Here is a 17,948-nt window from a genome sequence, read left to right on the forward strand (position 1 = left end):
ATAAAATGGTGAAAAGGCGGTGATACGTATGAAAATGATCGCAAGAGGCTTGTCCACGATAGCCCCTTTCGCTTATATAGTCGCTATTTGGATCTTGTCTAGTTTACCTCACGATGCTATCCTCTCGCTTCCACAAAACCAAATAGACCTGTTATTTAAAGAATCTCTGCATTTAATTGAATTTGCCATATTGTATGGATTGATCGTCAACGCCTTGTTAGCGCACGGTCGATTTTCAAGTGCGACAAACTTAGCGGCCGCTCTGATCGCTTGCTTTTACGGATTCATTGATGAAATTCATCAAGCCTTTATTCCTTATCGCTCTGCTTCTATCATTGATGCGGTTAAGGATGTGACAGGTGTATTTATTTGCTACTTACTCGTCAGGTATAAATATTTTCAGCGACCCTCTAGCCGAATTCATCAATGGATGCAAAAATTCAGCCATTGGGTCAGTTCTTAACACTCCTTATTGCTCGCTACGCAATAAGGAGTTATTTTTTAGCCGTCATCATCTCATCCATATATCGATCCGCTTTGTCGATCTTTATTTGCTGATAATAATGATGAATAATTTGTTGATGATCCTTTCCTTCCTTCGCCATTCCGTTGGCTCCATACTGGCTCATCCCCACACCATGGCCGTAGCCTTTCGTTGAAACGACTACCTCATCCCCTTTTACGACCCAGCTAAAGTCCGAGGAAGGCAATTGAAGCTTTTCCCGCACTTCTCGTCCCGAAAACTCCTTATCACCAATTTTCACTGTCGCAATTCGCTGTCCTGATGTTCGCTTCGTAATCGTTCCAGCTTCCTGAGCTTTGTTCATAGAGACATCGAGCTTCTGTTCAAATTCACTAAGAGGTAAGCGCAATTGAGCGCGATATTTAGGTGATTGTTCATCCCATGGACTTTCCACGCTTTTTAAATAAGGAAGCGGCTGTCCCCAATAATCTTCCGAGTTTTCGGTGTAGCCGTTGCTCGTCGAGAAGAATGAAGCGGTAATAGGCGTTCCATCGTATGTGATAATTTCCCCCTTTGTTTCCTGTACAGCTTCATTAATCTTTTTCCATTTCCATGAGAAGTCGTTGCCCCACGTCTTTTCTAATTCCTTTTTCGTTTTAAACACTTGATGTTTCACCGTATCAGTGACATGTGCTTGACCGTTGCTCACTGTTTTGCCGTTCATCATATGTTGAATAATGAAAGTTCTTGCGGTGAGGGCTTGCGCCTTGAGGGCTTCTTTTTCAAACTCTGCAGGCATTTCAGCCGCCACGACACCTGCTACATATTGTTCTAATGGGAAGTTCTCTATTTGTTCGTTTCCTGAACGAAAGACAGCCACTTCTACCGCAGGTTCATCAGGTGGTTTTTTGTTCGTCTCTTTCATCGCTATCTCCCCTTCTTTAGGAGAAAAAACGAGCACAAGCAAGGAAGGAATAACGAGAGCCGTAAAAAATAGAGCAGCAATAACTAACCATAAAGAATGACGTTGTTTTTCCATGATTCCATTCCTCCATCGATAGATTGAGCAAAATACTTAATAGTATAAATATGGTGAACGATAGAGGTTTATCACGAAAAAATATTGTTTTTTTATGAATAAAAGCGAGGCAGTATGTATAAAAATATAAAAGAGCCTGACTGTAAATAGTCAGGCCCTTCATCATTATTAAGCGTTAATATCCGTTATCACTTTTTCAGTAACTACTTCTTCGCTAACACGTGTCACATCCGCACCAAGTGCTGCTAGCTTTCCATGGAAGTTCACATATCCACGATCTAAATGCTTCAGTTCTGTTACGCGAGTATAGCCGTCTCCGATTAATCCAGCAACAATTAATGCCGCTGCTGCACGAAGATCCGTTGCCGCTACTTCTGCGCCTTGAATCGTTGAAGGTCCATCGATCACAACAGAACGTCCTTCAATTTTAATATTGGCATTCATGCGACGGAATTCCTCTACATGCATAAAACGGTTTTCAAACACTGTTTCCGTAATCATGCTTGTGCCTTCCGCTTTCAACGCTAACGCCATCATTTGTGATTGCATATCTGTCGGGAAACCTGGGTGAGGCATCGTTTTAATGTCGACAGCTTTTAACTTTTCTGGGCCAATGATACGAAGACCTTCTTCTTCTTCGATTATCTGCACACCCATTTCTTTCATCTTAGCAATTAAAGAAGACATATGTTCAGGAACCGCATTTTGAATCAGCACGTTTCCGCCTGTGATCGCTGCAGCTGTCATAAAAGTACCTGCTTCAATGCGATCTGGAATGATGTTATGATCTGCTCCATGAAGCTCTTCTACACCTTCAATACGAATTGTTCCTGTACCAGCACCGACAACTTTTGCACCCATTTTATTTAGCAAGTTCGCTAAATCAACAATTTCCGGCTCCTTAGCACAGTTTTCAAGTATAGTCGTACCTTCCGCCAATGTAGCAGCCATCAAAATGTTTTCTGTTGCCCCTACACTTGGGAAGTCCAAATAAATTTTCGCACCTTTTAATCGTTTGCTGACTTCCGCTTCAATGAAACCATTTTCCACGCGAACGACAGCTCCCATTGCTTCAAATCCTTTTAAATGCTGATCAATTGGACGTGAGCCAATCGCACAGCCTCCAGGAAGCGCTACACGAGCTTTCCCAGTACGCGCTAACAATGAACCCATGACAAGTACAGACGCTCTCATTTTGCGTACATATTCAAAAGGAGCTTCAACGAATAATTCATCAGCTGCATCAACAGTTACTACATTGTTTTCAAATGCTACATGACAATTTAAATGGCGTAACACTTCATTAATTGTATATACATCAGAGAGAGTCGGCACATCCCGAATCACACTCTTTCCTTTACTAGCTAACAAAGTAGCGGCGATTACTGGCAGAACTGAATTTTTTGCTCCTTCTACTTTCACAGTTCCGCTTAACTTTTGTCCGCCGCGGACGATAATTTTATCCAAGGTATTCCCCTCCGCGTCCAATTTATATATTAATATTCAATCGTGATGATCGGCGTGCCTATCACAAAGTTTGTCTTAGCTCCCGATCCATTTTTTCTTAACCCTATTTGCACATTCATTTGCTTTGATGGCAACGGAAGGCCTTGATTGAAATGCTCTGAATACGCTGATACAGAATAAAAACCTTCTTCAGAAACAACTTCCAATTCGTTTGCTTTCCAACCATTCATTAATCCAGAAAACTGATTCGACAAAACTTCTTCAATTTTACCATCAAAACTCCCTTTAATACAAGTGAAAACTGGAGTGGATTCATGGAAAAAATGTGAATAAGTTTTCACAAATTCCCTTTTCATAAATGTTCTTATTCGATCCTCATCTGTAGAAATAACTGTATAGAGAAGAATATATTGCCCATCCTGTTGACCCGTAGATACGATCTGAATCTTTTGACGTAGCTTTCCCATTGAATGACTAGCAACAACTGCGTCATCATTTTTCGTGTCTACTGTAAATGTCCACTCAGATAAGTATTCTTGAAGTTTCAAAGCTACTTGCTTCATTTCCTGCTCGTTTAAACGCTCGCGCATATGTACGGTCCATTCTTCAATATGTCCTTTCTCTTTTTGTACGTCTTCTGTCAGCCGCACTAAGTGATTAGAAGTGGACGTCGCAATAGTGCTATTCCCGTAAACAATGACAATGAAACAAATTAACAAAAGGCATTTGATCATTCTGCTCATTTTCATTCTACTCATCTCCTTATCTGCTAGTATGACCTAGTAGATAAGAAACATACGAGAATTCAAACGACAAATGATCGAAGAAATCGACTCCACCTTGTTCAATGATTCACTTAAGTAGAAGCAGAAAACCTCTCTAAAAAAAGCATATACAAAATCAAAAAAAATTCAACGTGAAAGAAGTACTATCTATTATGCTTCGAGAAAAAATTATTGAAATAACAGTGGCAATTGGCGGGACCATAAGAAGTAATCAAGGAAGAAGTTGCTGACCGCAGATCCGATCGCAATCGATAACAAAATAAATAATAACCGTGCTTGAAACACATGATTTGCCTTGATTATTTGTTCATATCGGACAGCTTGTAATGCCCAAAAAGACAAACCTATAAATACAATATGAGACAAGATACTGATCAATGCCTCTTGTCCAAAATCAGAAACCATTTCATCCTCCTCCAATTTTCACAAAAAAATAGGGTATTCACTGTATGAATGATACATCAAAAACCTTCCGGATACGGAAGGTTTTTGATTATTACATTCTGCCTTCATAGATTTCAATGCGATTCATCGCACGTTGTAAAGCTAATTCGGCACGTTTAAAGTCTATATTCTCTTTCTTTTCGCCAAGCAGGCGTTCAGCGCGCATTTTGGCTTCTTTCGCCCGGGCAATATCAATATTTTTCGCTAGTTCAGCAGCTTGTGCTAAAATCGTCACTTGGTCTGGACGAACTTCTAAAAAGCCGCCGCTAATTGCTACCAAATCTGGTTTGCCAGCGCCTTTATTTAAACGGACAGCGCCAATTTGTAAAGGTGCGACCATCGGAATATGACCTGGTAAAATACCTAGCTCACCGCTTTGAGCTTTTGCACTAACCATTTCCACATCCGATTCATACGCTGGGCCGTCAGGAGTGACGATACTGACTTTAACTGTCTTCATTGTTTAACCCCCTGGTCCCTTATTATGCCTCTACACCCATCTCTTTAGCTTTAGCAACAACTTCTTCAATGCCACCAACTAGACGGAAAGCATCTTCTGGAAGATTATCGTATTTGCCGTCAAGAATTTCTTTAAACCCGCGAACTGTTTCTTTTACTGGTACATAAGAACCTGGTTGACCTGTAAACTGCTCAGCTACGTGGAAGTTTTGTGATAAGAAGAACTGGATACGACGCGCACGTTGTACAACAAGCTTGTCATCTTCTGAAAGCTCATCCATACCAAGGATTGCGATAATATCTTGAAGTTCTTTATAGCGTTGTAACGTTTGCTGTACTTGACGAGCTATACTGTAGTGCTCTTCGCCTACGATTTCTGGAGAAAGGGCACGTGAACTAGAAGCCAATGGATCTACCGCTGGATAAATACCCATCTCAGAAAGCTTACGCTCAAGGTTCGTTGTTGCATCTAAGTGAGCAAATGTTGTTGCTGGAGCCGGATCTGTATAGTCATCGGCTGGTACATAGATCGCTTGGATCGATGTAACAGAACCAACGTTTGTAGACGTGATACGCTCTTGTAATTGACCCATCTCTGTTGCAAGTGTTGGCTGGTAACCAACGGCAGAAGGCATACGACCTAATAGGGCAGAAACCTCAGAACCTGCTTGCGTGAAACGGAAGATGTTGTCGATGAAGAATAATACGTCTTGTCCTTGCTCATCACGGAAGTATTCCGCCATTGTTAATCCTGTTAAAGCTACACGCATACGCGCACCAGGTGGTTCGTTCATTTGACCGAATACCATCGCTGTTTTCTTAATAACCCCAGAATCACTCATCTCGTAGTAAAGGTCATTTCCTTCACGAGTACGCTCACCTACACCAGCGAATACTGAGATACCGCCGTGCTCTTGAGCAATGTTATTGATTAATTCTTGGATTAATACTGTTTTACCTACACCGGCACCACCGAACAGACCGATTTTACCACCTTTAATGTATGGAGCAAGTAAATCTACTACTTTGATCCCTGTTTCAAGGATTTCAACCTCTGTAGAAAGTTGGTCAAAAGTAGGAGCTTGACGGTGAATGCCATCACGGCGTGCATCAGCAGAAATCTCTTCGTTTAAGTCAATTGTTTCACCTAGTACGTTAAATACACGTCCTAAAGTAATATCTCCAACTGGTACAGAGATTGCTTGACCCATGTCTAATACTTCTATGTTACGTTGCAACCCGTCAGTTGATGCCATTGCAATCGTACGTACTGTATCATCACCTAAATGAACCGCTACTTCTAAAGTTAATTCAGAAGCTTCTTTACCCGCTTGTGCAGGAACCTGCACTTTTAACGCATTATAGATATCAGGAAGTTGACCGCTTTCGAACTTAACGTCAACAACTGGACCCATAACTTGAAGAACGCGTCCTTTGTTCATTTCTTTCCCTCCTAACTAGCTTTTCACTACTCTAAAGCCGCTACGCCGCCGACGATCTCAGTGATCTCCTGTGTGATCGCTGCTTGACGTGCACGGTTGTATGAAAGCGATAAAGAATCAATTAATTCTTTCGCATTGTCTGTTGCTGATTTCATTGCTGACATACGAGCCGCATGTTCACTTGCTTTACCGTCAAGTAAAGCACCGTAAATTAAGCTTTCCGCATATTGAGGAAGTAACACTTCCAAAATCTCTTCAGCTGATGGTTCAAATTCATAAGAAGTCAATTTATTAGAAGATGCAATCTCCGTCAATGGTAGCACTTTTTTCTCTGTTGCGTCCTGTTGAATCGGACTAACGAAGTGATTGTAGTACATATACAGTTCGTCATATGTGCCATCAGCAAACATGCCGACTGTTTGATTCACAATCGCTTTAATATCAGCGAACGAAGGCTGATCAGGAAGTCCTACAACATCTAGTGCAACATTCATTCCACGATTTTTAAAGAAATCGCGGCCTATGCGACCAACGGCAATAATAACATACTCGTCATTGGATTTATGGCGTTCTTTAATCAAATTATGAACAAGACGCAAAATGCTGCTGTTATATGCTCCCGCCAAACCGCGGTCAGAGGTAATAACCAAATACCCGGTTTTCTTAACGGGGCGGGAGATGAGCATCGGATGTGTTACATCTTTGCTTCCAAGAGCAATGGATGCGACCACTTCCTGAATTTTCTCCATGTAAGGAACAAATTTCTTCGCATTTGTTTCTGCACGGTTTAATTTAGAAGCGGAAACCATTTCCATCGCTTTTGTGATTTGGCTCGTCTTCTTAGTAGAATTAATCCGAGTCTGTATATCGCGTAACGATGCCACTGGTTCTCACCACCCTTTTTAATGTTAGAAGTAACGAAAGGGGAAGACCGTTAACGGTCTATTCCCACTTTCAAAGATTCCGAAAAATTATTCAGATTTCGCAAACGTCTTTTTGAACTCGTTGATTGCTGCTTTCATCTCATCATCAGAAGCAAGTTCTTTCGTTGTGCGAATATGCTCTAACACATTTGTGTGGTTGTGATCTAACCAGCTTAATAACTCATCTTCAAAACGGCGAATATCCGTTACTGGAATATCATCTAAATGGCCACGAGTTAATGCATAAAGGATAACAACTTGTTTTTCAACCTTAAGTGGTTTATTCAAGTCTTGCTTTAATACTTCAACTGTACGCGCACCACGGTTTAGTTTCGCTTGAGTGGCTTTATCAAGGTCAGAACCGAACTGAGCAAATGCTTCTAGTTCACGGTATGCTGCTAAGTCTAGACGAAGTGTACCAGCAACCTTCTTCATCGCTTTAATTTGAGCAGACCCACCTACACGGGATACAGAAAGACCGGCATTGATCGCAGGACGTACACCTGAGAAGAATAAGTCAGACTGTAAGAAGATTTGTCCGTCAGTGATTGAGATAACGTTCGTTGGAATGTAAGCAGAGATATCGCCCGCTTGTGTTTCAACGAATGGAAGAGCAGTGATTGAACCTGCACCTAACGTGTCATTTAACTTTGCTGCACGCTCTAGCAAGCGAGAGTGTAAGTAGAAAACGTCACCAGGATAAGCTTCACGACCTGGAGGACGACGTAATAATAGGGAAAGCTCACGGTATGCTGCTGCTTGTTTTGATAGATCATCATATACAATCAGAACATGTTTGCCGTTGAACATAAATTCTTCACCCATTGTTACTCCAGCATAAGGAGCAAGGAATAACATTGGAGCTGGTTGTGATGCAGATGCTGTTACGACGATTGTGTAATCTAGGGCACCATGTTTACGAAGAGTTTCTACTGCATTACGAACAGTAGATTCTTTTTGTCCGATGGCTACATAGATACAAACCATATCTTGATCTTTTTGGTTAAGAATTGTATCGATCGCTACAGATGTTTTACCTGTTTGGCGGTCACCGATGATCAATTCACGTTGTCCACGACCAATTGGTACAAGAGCGTCAATCGCTTTAATACCTGTTTGTAATGGTTCATGAACAGATTTACGATCCATAACCCCTGTTGCTGGGCTTTCGATTGGACGTGTTTTCGTTGTGTTAATCGGGCCAAGACCGTCAACCGGCTGTCCTAGAGAGTTAACAACGCGTCCGATTAATTCTTCTCCTACTGGAACTTGCATAATGCGTCCAGTACGGCGAACTTCATCACCTTCACGAATATCCTTGTAAGGTCCAAGAATAACGATACCTACGTTGTTTTCTTCCAAGTTTTGTGCCATACCCATGACACCGTTTGAGAACTCAAGAAGCTCTCCAGCCATAACGTTGTCGAGGCCATGAGCACGAGCGATACCGTCACCAATTTGGATAACCGTACCAACATCGCTTACTTTCATATCGGACTGGAAGTTTTCAATCTGCTTTTTAATCAGCGCACTGATTTCTTCAGCTTTGATGCTCATGAATTTCACCCCTCATAATATTAGTGGTCAAAGAGTAATTAATAGTTAGTATTAATTTACTCATTTACGTTTTGTTTTAATTAGTTAACGACTAATTGCTTTTGTAGACGATCTAGTTTACCACGAAGGCTACCATCATAAATACGGTTACCAATACGTACTTTCACGCCACCTAACAAATTAGTGTCTACTTCATTTGTAATTTTCAATGACTGCTTACCAACTTTTTTAGCGAACTGAGCAGAAATTTCCGCTTCTTCTGTCTCCGTTAATGGACGAACAGATACGACTGTTGCTGCTGCCACTCCGCGTTCTTCGTTTGCTAATTGTATGTAAGCATCTACTACATCAGTAATATACATTTCACGGTGACGCTCAGTTAAAAGCATCAACAGATTGACCGTATATGATGAAGCGTTAGTGAATGCTGACTGCAAAAGAGCTTTCTTTTGTTGGATCGTCATTTTTGGTGATTGTAACAAAGGAAGAAGTTCTTTGCTATCCGTAAATACGGCTTTCACTACATGAAGTTCCTCTTCAATTGCGTCTAGTTGCTTTTGTTCTTTGGCGATTTGGAAAAGAGCTAATGCATAGCGCTTAGCGACTACAGAGTTACTCATCGCTCTTCCCCTGCCTCTTTAATGTAATCATTGATTAATTTTTCTTGATCCGCCGCGCTCAATTCTTTTTCAATTACTTTAGAAGCAATTAAAACAGAAAGTGAGGCAACTTGTTCGCGAACCGCTGCCAACGCTTGTTCTTTCTGCTGATCGATTTCCATCTTTGCAGACTCTTTCAAACGTTCTGCTTCTGCACGAGCAGCCGCAATAATTTCATTCTTTTGATCGTCGCCGACTTTCTTCGCATTTTCAATGATTGATTGTGCTTCTTGGCGAGATGCTTTTAATTCTGCACGTGTTTCATCTAATAATTTATTAGCTTCTACACGGCTTTTTTCAGCTGATTCGATCTCTGAGGCAATATGCTCTTCACGCTGTTGCATGATTCCCATAAGTGGACCCCAGGCGAACTTTTTAATCAACGCAAGTAAAACGATAAACATTACTAATTGGAACAAAATATCTCCTTCATTAAGGCCCTCAGATGCTCCTAGTACAAATGCGTTTGCTAACACGCCTACTTCACTCCCTTCAAGAGTCTCCATCCTCTCTTAAGTAGAGAAGATTCTATTAAACGAAATGCTTTTTTAAAGATTGAACATAAAGGAATGGCGAAGGTTCGCTTGGAATGATCTTCGCCATTTGGAACAAAATCCCGAAATATAATATAGCTTCTAGTGTTAAAAACAAACACCTTTAGCTATTTTTATGATCGAGCTTTAACGACCAAACTACTGAACATATACAAAGCTTGCTATGTAGCAATCTTGCTTATGACAATATTTAAGTAGTCGTTTCTTGAAGTTATTATTTACCTACAACCATGAATGCGATAACTACTCCAATGATCGGAAGTGCCTCAACTAATGCAACCCCGATAAACATTGTTGTTTGAAGCATACCGCGAGCTTCTGGTTGACGAGCGATCCCCTCAACTGTTTTTGAAACGATTAAACCGTTACCAATACCTGCACCAAGTCCTGCTAAACCAATCGCAATTGCTGCTGCTAATAGACCAATTGAACCTGTCATTGTAAAATTTCCTCCTTTTAATGTATGAATAAAATATTTTTCACATAGTTCTGTTCATATAAAATGAACAAATTATAATTAATGGTCTTGACTCACTTTGTGGGCCAGGTAAACCATTGTTAACATAGTAAAGATAAACGCCTGAATTCCTCCGATAAAGACGGAGAATCCTTGCCAAGCAAGTGTCGGAATGATCGCAGCGATTGTGCCACCTATTCCTGATGCTGCCATGCTTCCTGCTAGTAAACCTAACAGAATCTCACCTGCGAAGATGTTTCCGTAAAGCCGGAGACCAAGAGTGAGCGTGTTGGCAAACTCCTCAATGATTTTCAATGGGAATAAGAACCACATTGGACGGAAGAAATCCTTCCCATATTCACTGAAGCCTTTCATTTTAATTCCATAATAATGTGACAAACCAACAACCATTGCAGCAAGTGTTAATGTAATCACTGGATCTGCTGTTGGTGATTTCCACCAAAGCGTGCCATCATATACGACTGCGAATGGAAGTCCTAAGAAGTTGGAAATCGCAATGTAAAGGAATAAGGTCAAACCAAGAACATGAAAGCGCCCCCCTGTTTTCCAGTCCATATTACTTTGGATAATCCCTTTCACGAAGTCCATGATCCACTCAAAAAAGTTTTGCAGCCCAGTAGGCTTCATCGCTAACTTTCTCGTAGAAATGACGGCAATAAGAAAGACAATCGCACTAGCCACTGTAATCATTAACACGTTAGCTAAGTTAAATGTCAGTGAAAAGCCATCAAAAACTTCCCATGTAAACGTTGGATTTTTATGATGCAACTTTTTTCACCTCTCTTCCCCGGTTTTATTTATTAAAAAATGAATAAAAAAATCTATCATAATGACAAGATAGGATGTCATTAATCCCAAAACTGTGAAAATAAGATGGATATGCTCAGGATAGCGTAAGGCAATGAGCGTAGCTAATCCCGCTGAAGCCATTCTAGATAAAGTACCGAGCGATTTCACTTTTTCGCCTTTATCGATCGCATCGCTAAAACGGTTCATTCGATTAACCATTAACCAATGGTTGAAAAAACTTAAGCTTGTCCCAAGGATGAGGCCTGCGAACACAGGCTTATAGGGCGTAATTCCCCAGCAGAAGACAAAAACGGAGAGCAAGTAGATTATGTACTTTCGATGCCTAGCGTATGTGTGCTGAAGTTCCGGCATAGTAATTTAATCTCCCGAATTAAAATAGCGGACTGATTGTAACATTAAAAAAATGCCAATGGTTAAACCCAGTAGCAGTCCGATGATTAAACAAAGTGGGTCGGTGTTCCAATTTCCATCAAGCCAGCGTCCAGCAAATATCCCCATAAGGATCGAGCCTGCTAACTGTGCTAGAATGGAACTGTACAAGGCCATTGCTCGAAAAGGGCTTTTTCGACTTTTCATACGAAAACACCTCTATTCTAGAATGGTTTACTTGACATGACAAAAACGGTTACAATTGTTTGTTCCTTACCCTTTGTTAGCATACAATAGGGGTTTTTCAATGTCAATGTGTTTAGAGTGAAAAAGATCACAATTTGTAACGAATCTTTCACAAAATGATCAAAAAATAGGAACTGTTATAAGTTTTTCTTATTATATAGAAGAAGCGTGATTTTTTTCCAAAGGTTTGGTGATGCTTCTTTGACTTTTTATGGCTTTTCTTCGATCTTACGTGACATTTCTTCGACCTTCCAAACTTTTCTTCGACCTTGCGCCGCACTTCTTCGACTTTCCACGCTTTTCTTCGACCTTGCGCCGCACTTCTTCGACTTTCCACGCTTTTCTTCGACCTTACGCCACACTTCTTCGACTTTCCACGCTTTTCTTCGACCTTGCGCCGCACTTCTTCGACTTTCCACGCTTTTCTTCTATTAAAAAAGCCAGCTGTGCGATGCCCAGCTGGCTTTTGCTTTTTGTAAATTTAGAATCGTTCTGGCTTTTGATCCGTCGCTTTGAAATGGTAGCGAATCGCTTCGCAAATGCGGCGAGATGCTTCTCCATCGCCGTACGGGTTAGAGGCTTTCGCCATTTTTTCATATTCAGCTTGGTTCGTTAACAGCTCTGTTGCTAATTTGTAAATCGTTTCTTCTTCCACACCTGCAAGCTTTAATGTTCCCGCCTCGATTCCTTCTGGTCGCTCTGTTGTGTCACGCAACACGAGAACCGGTACGCCAAGTGATGGTGCTTCTTCTTGCACCCCACCGGAATCGGTTAAAATCAAGTGCGCTCTTGAGGCAAAATTGTGGAAATCAATCACATCAAGCGGTTCGATTAAGTGAATGCGCGGGTCGTTGCCAAGGATTTCGTCAGCAATTTCTCGAACCGCTGGATTTAAATGCACCGGATACACGACTTGAATGTCGCTATTTTCTTCAACAAGACGCTTGATTGCTGAGAACATGTTACGCATCGGTTGCCCAAGATTTTCACGACGGTGAGCGGTCATTAATACGAGACGGTCACTACCGACACGCTCTAGTACTTCATGATTGTATTCTTCTTTCACCGTTGTTTTCAGCGCATCGATCGCTGTATTTCCTGTCACGAAAATCGCTTCTGCTTTTTTATCTTCATTTAACAGGTTGCGTTCCGCTTGATCCGTCGGTGAGAAGTGAAGATCCGCGATCACACCTGTGAGCTGGCGGTTCATCTCCTCTGGAAACGGAGAGTATTTATTCCACGTACGCAAACCTGCTTCAACATGGCCAACCGCAATTTGATTGTAAAAAGCCGCTAAACTCGCGATAAATGTTGTCGTCGTATCACCGTGAACGAGCACGATATCCGGCTTGACTTCCTTCATCACGCGATCTAGCCCTTCTAATCCGCGAGTTGTCACGTCAATGAGTGTTTGGCGGTCTTTCATAATATTTAAGTCGTAGTCAGGCTGTACGTTGAAAATTTCAAGAACTTGGTCAAGCATTTGACGATGTTGAGCGGTCACGGTCACAATCGACTCAAAATGCTCTGGATGTTTTTGTAATTCAAGAACAAGTGGTGCCATCTTAATTGCTTCCGGACGTGTGCCGAAAATCGTCATCACTTTAATTGGGCGATTCATTTTACATGTACCTACCTTTTGAATTATTTTGTTCCGAATAGACGGTCTCCTGCATCTCCTAGACCTGGTACGATATAACCTTTTTCATTTAATTTCTCATCTAAAGCGGCGATGTAAATATCTACATCTGGATGTGCTTCCTTCATTGCTTCTACTCCTTCAGGGGCAGCCACTAAGCACATAAACTTCACGTTTTTCGCTCCACGCTTCTTCAAAGAGTTGATCGCTTCAACCGCAGAACCACCTGTTGCAAGCATTGGATCAACGACGATAAAGTCACGCTCTTCTACATCAGAAGGGAGCTTCACATAATACTCAACCGGCGTTAATGTTTGTGGATCACGATATAAGCCAACATGCCCTACTTTCGCGGCAGGAATTAACTTTAATACTCCTTCAACCATTCCAATACCGGCACGTAAAATCGGCACGATCCCTAATTTTTTACCTGCTAGCATTTTTGTCTTTGCTTCGCATACAGGTGTCTCAATGCTCACTTCCTCTAACGGCAAGTCGCGTGTAATTTCAAACGCCATCAATGTCGAAACCTCGTCCACAAGCTCACGGAATTCTTTTGTTCCTGTATTTTTATCACGAATCATTGTTAATTTGTGTTGAATTAATGGATGGTCAAACACATATACTTTTGCCAAAGTAATCGCTCCCTTATCTTTATGTACAAAAAATGCTCTGTTAGCAGCTATCACATAAACGGCAAAAAAAAACCGCATAAGCAGCAGATAGCGTTTATGCATTTTTCATTATTATAGTACAAAAAAACACCCGAGTACAACCGGGTGCTTAAACTGTTTAATTATATAATGGATATTTTGCTGTTAAGTCGGCTACACGTTGGCTAGATTTTTGTAGTGTTGCTTCATCTTCATGATTTTTCAACGTGTCAGCGATAATAGAAGCTATTTCGTCCATCGCTTCTAAATCGAAACCACGAGAAGTGACAGCTGCTGTTCCGATACGAATTCCACTTGTGACGAACGGGCTTTGTGGATCGAATGGGATCGTGTTTTTGTTAGCTGTGATTCCCACTTCGTCAAGTACATGTTCCGCTACTTTTCCTGTTAGGCCGAGAGATTGAAGGTCGATTAATAGCAGGTGGTTATCTGTACCGCCTGATACAAGACTGATGCCTTCTTTTGTTAATCCTTCACCTAGACGTTTCGCATTGTCGATGATGTTTTGTGCATATTCTTTAAAGCTTGGATTTAACGCTTCACCAAAAGCTACAGCTTTCGCAGAAATAACGTGCATTAATGGACCACCTTGGATACCAGGGAAAATCGCTTTATCAATTTTCTTCGCAAACTCTTCTTTACAAAGAATCATACCGCCGCGAGGACCACGGAGTGTTTTATGCGTCGTTGTTGTAACGAAATCAGCGTATGGCACTGGATTTTGGTGAAGGCCTGCTGCTACAAGACCAGCAATATGAGCCATATCGACCATTAAGTACGCGCCTACTTCATCAGCGATTTCACGGAATTTCGCAAAATCAATGGCACGTGGGTACGCACTTGCACCCGCTACGATTAATTTCGGTTTGTTGTCGATCGCTTTTTGACGTACATCTTCGTAATCGATCATTTGTGATTCTTTATCGACACCATACTCGATGAAATTGTATTGTACCCCACTGAAGTTGACTGGACTACCGTGCGTTAAATGGCCACCATGAGAAAGATTCATCCCAAGAACTGTGTCACCCTGCTCTAAAATTGTAAAATAAACTGCCATGTTTGCTTGTGCACCAGAGTGAGGTTGCACGTTTGCATGTTCGGCACCGAAAATTTCTTTCGCACGATCACGAGCTAAATCTTCTACAACATCCACATGCTCACAGCCACCGTAATAACGCTTAGCAGGATAACCTTCTGCATATTTATTCGTTAACACTGAACCTTGTGCTTCCATCACTGCTTCACTAACAAAGTTTTCAGAGGCAATTAACTCAATTTTCGTTTGTTGACGTTTTAACTCATCTTGGATTGCTGCAAAAACTGCTGAATCTTGAACTTGAAGTTTGCTCATTTTCAATCCCCTTCCGTTTTATAGGACTTATTTTTCAACTTTATGTAGTGCCAATTTTATAAATTCTTTTATATTCTATCACGTTTCGGCCATCTTTCAAATAAATTAACGAATTTTTTTATAAAAAAACCGACTTTCATAATAAAAAGCCGGTTATATCCTAACATTAACTAGTGCAACTTTCGTTTATATTCGTTTTTTCATAGACCGCTCGAACGCCACCGATTAATTTCGGTCGTGTTTTCGCCATCGTTACATGAGCATGTCCCACTTGCTTCACGCTCGTACGTAGCGGAACTGCGACATGCTTTAAATGCATTCCGATCAATGTATCACCGAGATCGATTCCAGCATCGACTTTAATATATTCAACGACAGCGCTGTTCGAGTTTTGCTCATAAGCATAGGTAGCCATTGACCCGCCCGCTTGCCGAACAGGGATGACCTCGACTTCTTCAAGATGCAAACGCCCAATCAGCTCACGATCAACGACTAGCGCCCGATTTAAATGTTCACAGCATTGAAAAGCCAAGTGAACACCGTGTTCATCCGCCCATGTTTTCACTTGACGATAGACCATTTCAGCAATCTCTAACGTGCCCGCTGTGCCAATTTTTTCGCCAGCAATTTCCGAAGTCGAGCAGCCAATGACGACCGTTTGCTCTCGTTGAAGGTTAGCCTGTTGCTGAAACTCTTGTAACAGTCGGTGTAAGTCTCGTTCCCACTCTTTTAATAACACAGGGCTTCACCTCGCCTTATTATTGTTCGTATGCTTTAATTTTACCCACACGATTTTCGTGGCGGCCACCTTCGTAATCCGTCATTAACCAAACTTTCGCGATTTCACGAGCCAATCCAGGACCAATGACGCGCTCTCCCATCGCCAGCATATTGCTGTCATTATGTTCTCTCGTTGCTTTAGCACTAAACAAATCATGAACAAGCGCACAACGAATGCCTGTTACTTTATTAGCAGCAATGCTCATGCCAATGCCTGTTCCACAAATTAAAATCCCACGGTCAAAGTCACCATTCGCTACTTTTTCCGCCACTGGAAGCGCGTAATCTGGGTAATCAACAGATGTACCACATTCACAGCCGAAGTCCTCAAACTCAATGCCAAGTTCTTCTAGTAAGCTCTTTATTTCCTCACGAATATTTACTCCACCATGATCCGAAGCAATTGCTACTTTCATTTGTACAATCCCCTTTCAATTAGGTATCTGTTTGTATTTTGTCATAGAACGATATCTCAGGCAAGCAACCGACAGTTGGCTATAAACGAAAACGAGTGATCGTTGATTTCAATTCCTCCGCTTGTGTTTTCAGCTGGATGATGTCTTGTTCGATATGGTTCATGACTTTCGTTTGATCTTTCGTCACACGTGTCACTTCTAATGCGCCTGCTGACGTTTCCTCAGCAATCGCAGCGACTTCTTGCGACTGTCTAGACGTCAGTTCAATACTATCCATCTGCTTGTTTACTAAATTAAAAATCATCTGGACATCATCTGCCACGACAAGAATTTTGTCTGTCATCATTTCAATCGCTTCGTTCGCTTTTGATCCCTTCTGCACTTCAGTGTTTACGCTTTCAACTTGAGAAGAAATTTGCTGCACTACTTGATCAACTTCCCGCTGCATTTGTTGAATCAGCTCAGAAATCCCTTGAACTGCTGTGCCGCTTTCATCTGCTAGTTTGCGAACTTCTTCTGCCACAACCGCAAAGCCTTTTCCATGCTCTCCTGCTCGCGCCGCTTCAATCGAAGCATTTAATGCTAGTAAATTCGTTTGTGCCGCAATCGCTCCCACTAGTTGAATAATATCGCCCACTTTACGAGCATTTTCTTCTAACCCTCGCACAGCTCGCAAAGAATGTTTGTTTTCAGTGGATAACCGTTCCATACCTGAAATCAGCGACTGAAACACCTCTTTACTTTCTTCAAGATCGCGAACCATTTCTTCCGCTTGAACAGCTGAAGTTTTCGCTTTTCGTTGCACCTCACCCGCTAGGTGAGTCACATCCTCTACCGACTCCGCTGTAGACTGGATCGCAACAGCAGAATTTTCGGCTCCCGCTGAAATCTCATCCACCGTGCGGAAAATATCCTCTGCCTTTTGTGAAGCTATCGCTGCTTCCTTTGAAATTTGTTGTACACTTTCATTCGTCAACGAAAAATTATTTTCAATGCTATGAACCATTTGTCTTAAATTAGCGAGCATTTTATTAAAAGCCTGGGCTAGTGATCGGACTTCATCTTGACCATTTGGCAACTCTACATCTTTTTCAATATTTCCAGTAGCCGCTTCTAGAGCAACGACTTCTAACTGTTGCAGTGGCTTAACAAAATAGCCTCCCACAATGTAAGCTAAAATGCCAGACCACATAATTCCCATTAGTAACGTCATAATCGTAAATAATGTTTCATTCATTGTGGAAAAAAACGCAGGATATAAGTAGTAAATAAAAAAAGCGCTAGTGGAATATGTAACGATTGCCAACACAGTCACAAGCGCCACAAGTTTCTTTCCTACCCCAAATGAGAATTTAGTATGATTTTCCATATTTTCCCCTTTCTACATAAA

At 41.5% G+C, this 17,948-nt stretch carries 22 protein-coding genes and 1 pseudogene; 1 reads left to right on the forward strand and 22 read right to left on the reverse strand.

What is annotated here, in order from left to right; genetic code table 11:
* Nucleotides 1-28: 28 nt before the first annotated feature.
* A complete protein-coding gene (locus tag ACSVDJ_RS17410) occupies nt 29-463 on the forward strand; it encodes a VanZ family protein (RefSeq protein ID WP_439167575.1) in 435 nt (144 codons plus the stop codon).
* A gap of 31 nt (nt 464-494) precedes the next feature.
* On the opposite strand, the gene spoIID is transcribed toward ACSVDJ_RS17410, so the two are convergent.
* From spoIID to ACSVDJ_RS17520, 22 genes and pseudogenes are all read right to left on the reverse strand, one after another.
* Nucleotides 495-1,502, reverse strand: coding sequence for a stage II sporulation protein D (gene spoIID, locus ACSVDJ_RS17415; RefSeq protein WP_439167577.1), 1,008 nt, complete (start codon nt 1,500-1,502; stop codon nt 495-497).
* A 168-nt stretch (nt 1,503-1,670) separates the two neighbouring features.
* On the reverse strand, nt 1,671-2,969 hold the full coding sequence (murA, locus tag ACSVDJ_RS17420; RefSeq protein ID WP_439167578.1) for a UDP-N-acetylglucosamine 1-carboxyvinyltransferase: 1,299 nt from the start codon (nt 2,967-2,969) through the stop codon (nt 1,671-1,673).
* A 29-nt stretch (nt 2,970-2,998) separates the two neighbouring features.
* Nucleotides 2,999-3,718, reverse strand: a complete 720-nt coding sequence (locus tag ACSVDJ_RS17425) for a YwmB family TATA-box binding protein (protein ID WP_439167580.1) — start codon at nt 3,716-3,718, stop codon at nt 2,999-3,001.
* Nucleotides 3,719-3,922: 204 nt separating this feature from the next.
* A complete protein-coding gene (locus ACSVDJ_RS17430; protein WP_094833635.1) occupies nt 3,923-4,159 on the reverse strand; it encodes a DUF1146 family protein in 237 nt (78 codons plus the stop codon).
* Nucleotides 4,160-4,250: 91 nt separating this feature from the next.
* A complete protein-coding gene (locus ACSVDJ_RS17435; RefSeq protein WP_439167582.1) occupies nt 4,251-4,658 on the reverse strand; it encodes a F0F1 ATP synthase subunit epsilon in 408 nt (135 codons plus the stop codon).
* Between the two features lie 22 nt (nt 4,659-4,680).
* The gene (gene atpD, locus ACSVDJ_RS17440) at nt 4,681-6,099 is read right to left on the reverse strand and encodes a F0F1 ATP synthase subunit beta (protein WP_439167584.1); all 1,419 of its coding nucleotides are present in this window, start codon (nt 6,097-6,099) and stop codon (nt 4,681-4,683) included.
* Between the two features lie 26 nt (nt 6,100-6,125).
* Complete coding sequence (locus tag ACSVDJ_RS17445) at nt 6,126-6,983, reverse strand: F0F1 ATP synthase subunit gamma (protein ID WP_439167586.1); 858 nt, start codon at nt 6,981-6,983, stop codon at nt 6,126-6,128.
* Nucleotides 6,984-7,070: 87 nt separating this feature from the next.
* Complete coding sequence (atpA, locus tag ACSVDJ_RS17450) at nt 7,071-8,579, reverse strand: F0F1 ATP synthase subunit alpha (RefSeq protein ID WP_439167588.1); 1,509 nt, start codon at nt 8,577-8,579, stop codon at nt 7,071-7,073.
* A gap of 80 nt (nt 8,580-8,659) precedes the next feature.
* The gene (locus tag ACSVDJ_RS17455) at nt 8,660-9,199 is read right to left on the reverse strand and encodes a F0F1 ATP synthase subunit delta (RefSeq protein WP_439167589.1); all 540 of its coding nucleotides are present in this window, start codon (nt 9,197-9,199) and stop codon (nt 8,660-8,662) included.
* Entirely contained in the window at nt 9,196-9,714 is a 519-nt protein-coding gene (locus tag ACSVDJ_RS17460) for a F0F1 ATP synthase subunit B (protein ID WP_439167931.1), read from the reverse strand. The genes ACSVDJ_RS17455 and ACSVDJ_RS17460 overlap by 4 nt, the downstream gene beginning before the upstream one ends.
* Before the next feature lie 292 nt (nt 9,715-10,006).
* Nucleotides 10,007-10,219, reverse strand: coding sequence for a F0F1 ATP synthase subunit C (gene atpE / locus ACSVDJ_RS17465; protein ID WP_439167933.1), 213 nt, complete (start codon nt 10,217-10,219; stop codon nt 10,007-10,009).
* Between the two features lie 90 nt (nt 10,220-10,309).
* Nucleotides 10,310-11,038: a F0F1 ATP synthase subunit A gene (gene atpB, locus ACSVDJ_RS17470; protein ID WP_439167591.1), complete on the reverse strand. Its 729-nt coding sequence runs from the start codon at nt 11,036-11,038 to the stop codon at nt 10,310-10,312.
* A gap of 6 nt (nt 11,039-11,044) precedes the next feature.
* Nucleotides 11,045-11,431: an ATP synthase subunit I gene (locus ACSVDJ_RS17475; protein WP_439167592.1), complete on the reverse strand. Its 387-nt coding sequence runs from the start codon at nt 11,429-11,431 to the stop codon at nt 11,045-11,047.
* Between the two features lie 6 nt (nt 11,432-11,437).
* Complete coding sequence (locus ACSVDJ_RS17480) at nt 11,438-11,656, reverse strand: AtpZ/AtpI family protein (RefSeq protein WP_439167593.1); 219 nt, start codon at nt 11,654-11,656, stop codon at nt 11,438-11,440.
* 248 nt (nt 11,657-11,904) lie between these two features.
* Nucleotides 11,905-12,114: a hypothetical protein gene (locus tag ACSVDJ_RS17485; RefSeq protein ID WP_439167595.1), complete on the reverse strand. Its 210-nt coding sequence runs from the start codon at nt 12,112-12,114 to the stop codon at nt 11,905-11,907.
* A 62-nt stretch (nt 12,115-12,176) separates the two neighbouring features.
* Nucleotides 12,177-13,316, reverse strand: a complete 1,140-nt coding sequence (wecB, locus tag ACSVDJ_RS17490) for a non-hydrolyzing UDP-N-acetylglucosamine 2-epimerase (protein ID WP_439167596.1) — start codon at nt 13,314-13,316, stop codon at nt 12,177-12,179.
* A 23-nt stretch (nt 13,317-13,339) separates the two neighbouring features.
* Nucleotides 13,340-13,969, reverse strand: coding sequence for a uracil phosphoribosyltransferase (upp, locus tag ACSVDJ_RS17495; protein WP_439167598.1), 630 nt, complete (start codon nt 13,967-13,969; stop codon nt 13,340-13,342).
* 157 nt (nt 13,970-14,126) lie between these two features.
* Nucleotides 14,127-15,362, reverse strand: a complete 1,236-nt coding sequence (gene glyA, locus ACSVDJ_RS17500; protein WP_439167600.1) for a serine hydroxymethyltransferase — start codon at nt 15,360-15,362, stop codon at nt 14,127-14,129.
* 166 nt (nt 15,363-15,528) lie between these two features.
* Nucleotides 15,529-16,101 (reverse strand): TIGR01440 family protein, encoded by a 573-nt coding sequence (locus ACSVDJ_RS17505; protein WP_439167601.1) that lies wholly within the window; start codon nt 16,099-16,101, stop codon nt 15,529-15,531.
* A 19-nt stretch (nt 16,102-16,120) separates the two neighbouring features.
* Nucleotides 16,121-16,558 (reverse strand): ribose 5-phosphate isomerase B, encoded by a 438-nt coding sequence (gene rpiB / locus ACSVDJ_RS17510; RefSeq protein ID WP_439167603.1) that lies wholly within the window; start codon nt 16,556-16,558, stop codon nt 16,121-16,123.
* Between the two features lie 79 nt (nt 16,559-16,637).
* The gene (locus ACSVDJ_RS17515) at nt 16,638-17,585 is read right to left on the reverse strand and encodes a methyl-accepting chemotaxis protein (protein ID WP_439167935.1); all 948 of its coding nucleotides are present in this window, start codon (nt 17,583-17,585) and stop codon (nt 16,638-16,640) included.
* Nucleotides 17,577-17,927, reverse strand: a pseudogene (locus ACSVDJ_RS17520) (HAMP domain-containing protein); the annotation flags it as partial. The gene ACSVDJ_RS17515 and the pseudogene ACSVDJ_RS17520, both read right to left, overlap by 9 nt.
* Nucleotides 17,928-17,948: the final 21 nt, after the last annotated feature.

Origin of the sequence: Bacillus sp. Hm123, assembly GCF_051842975.2 — a bacterium.
Lineage (GTDB): Bacteria > Bacillota > Bacilli > Bacillales > Domibacillaceae > Bacillus_CE.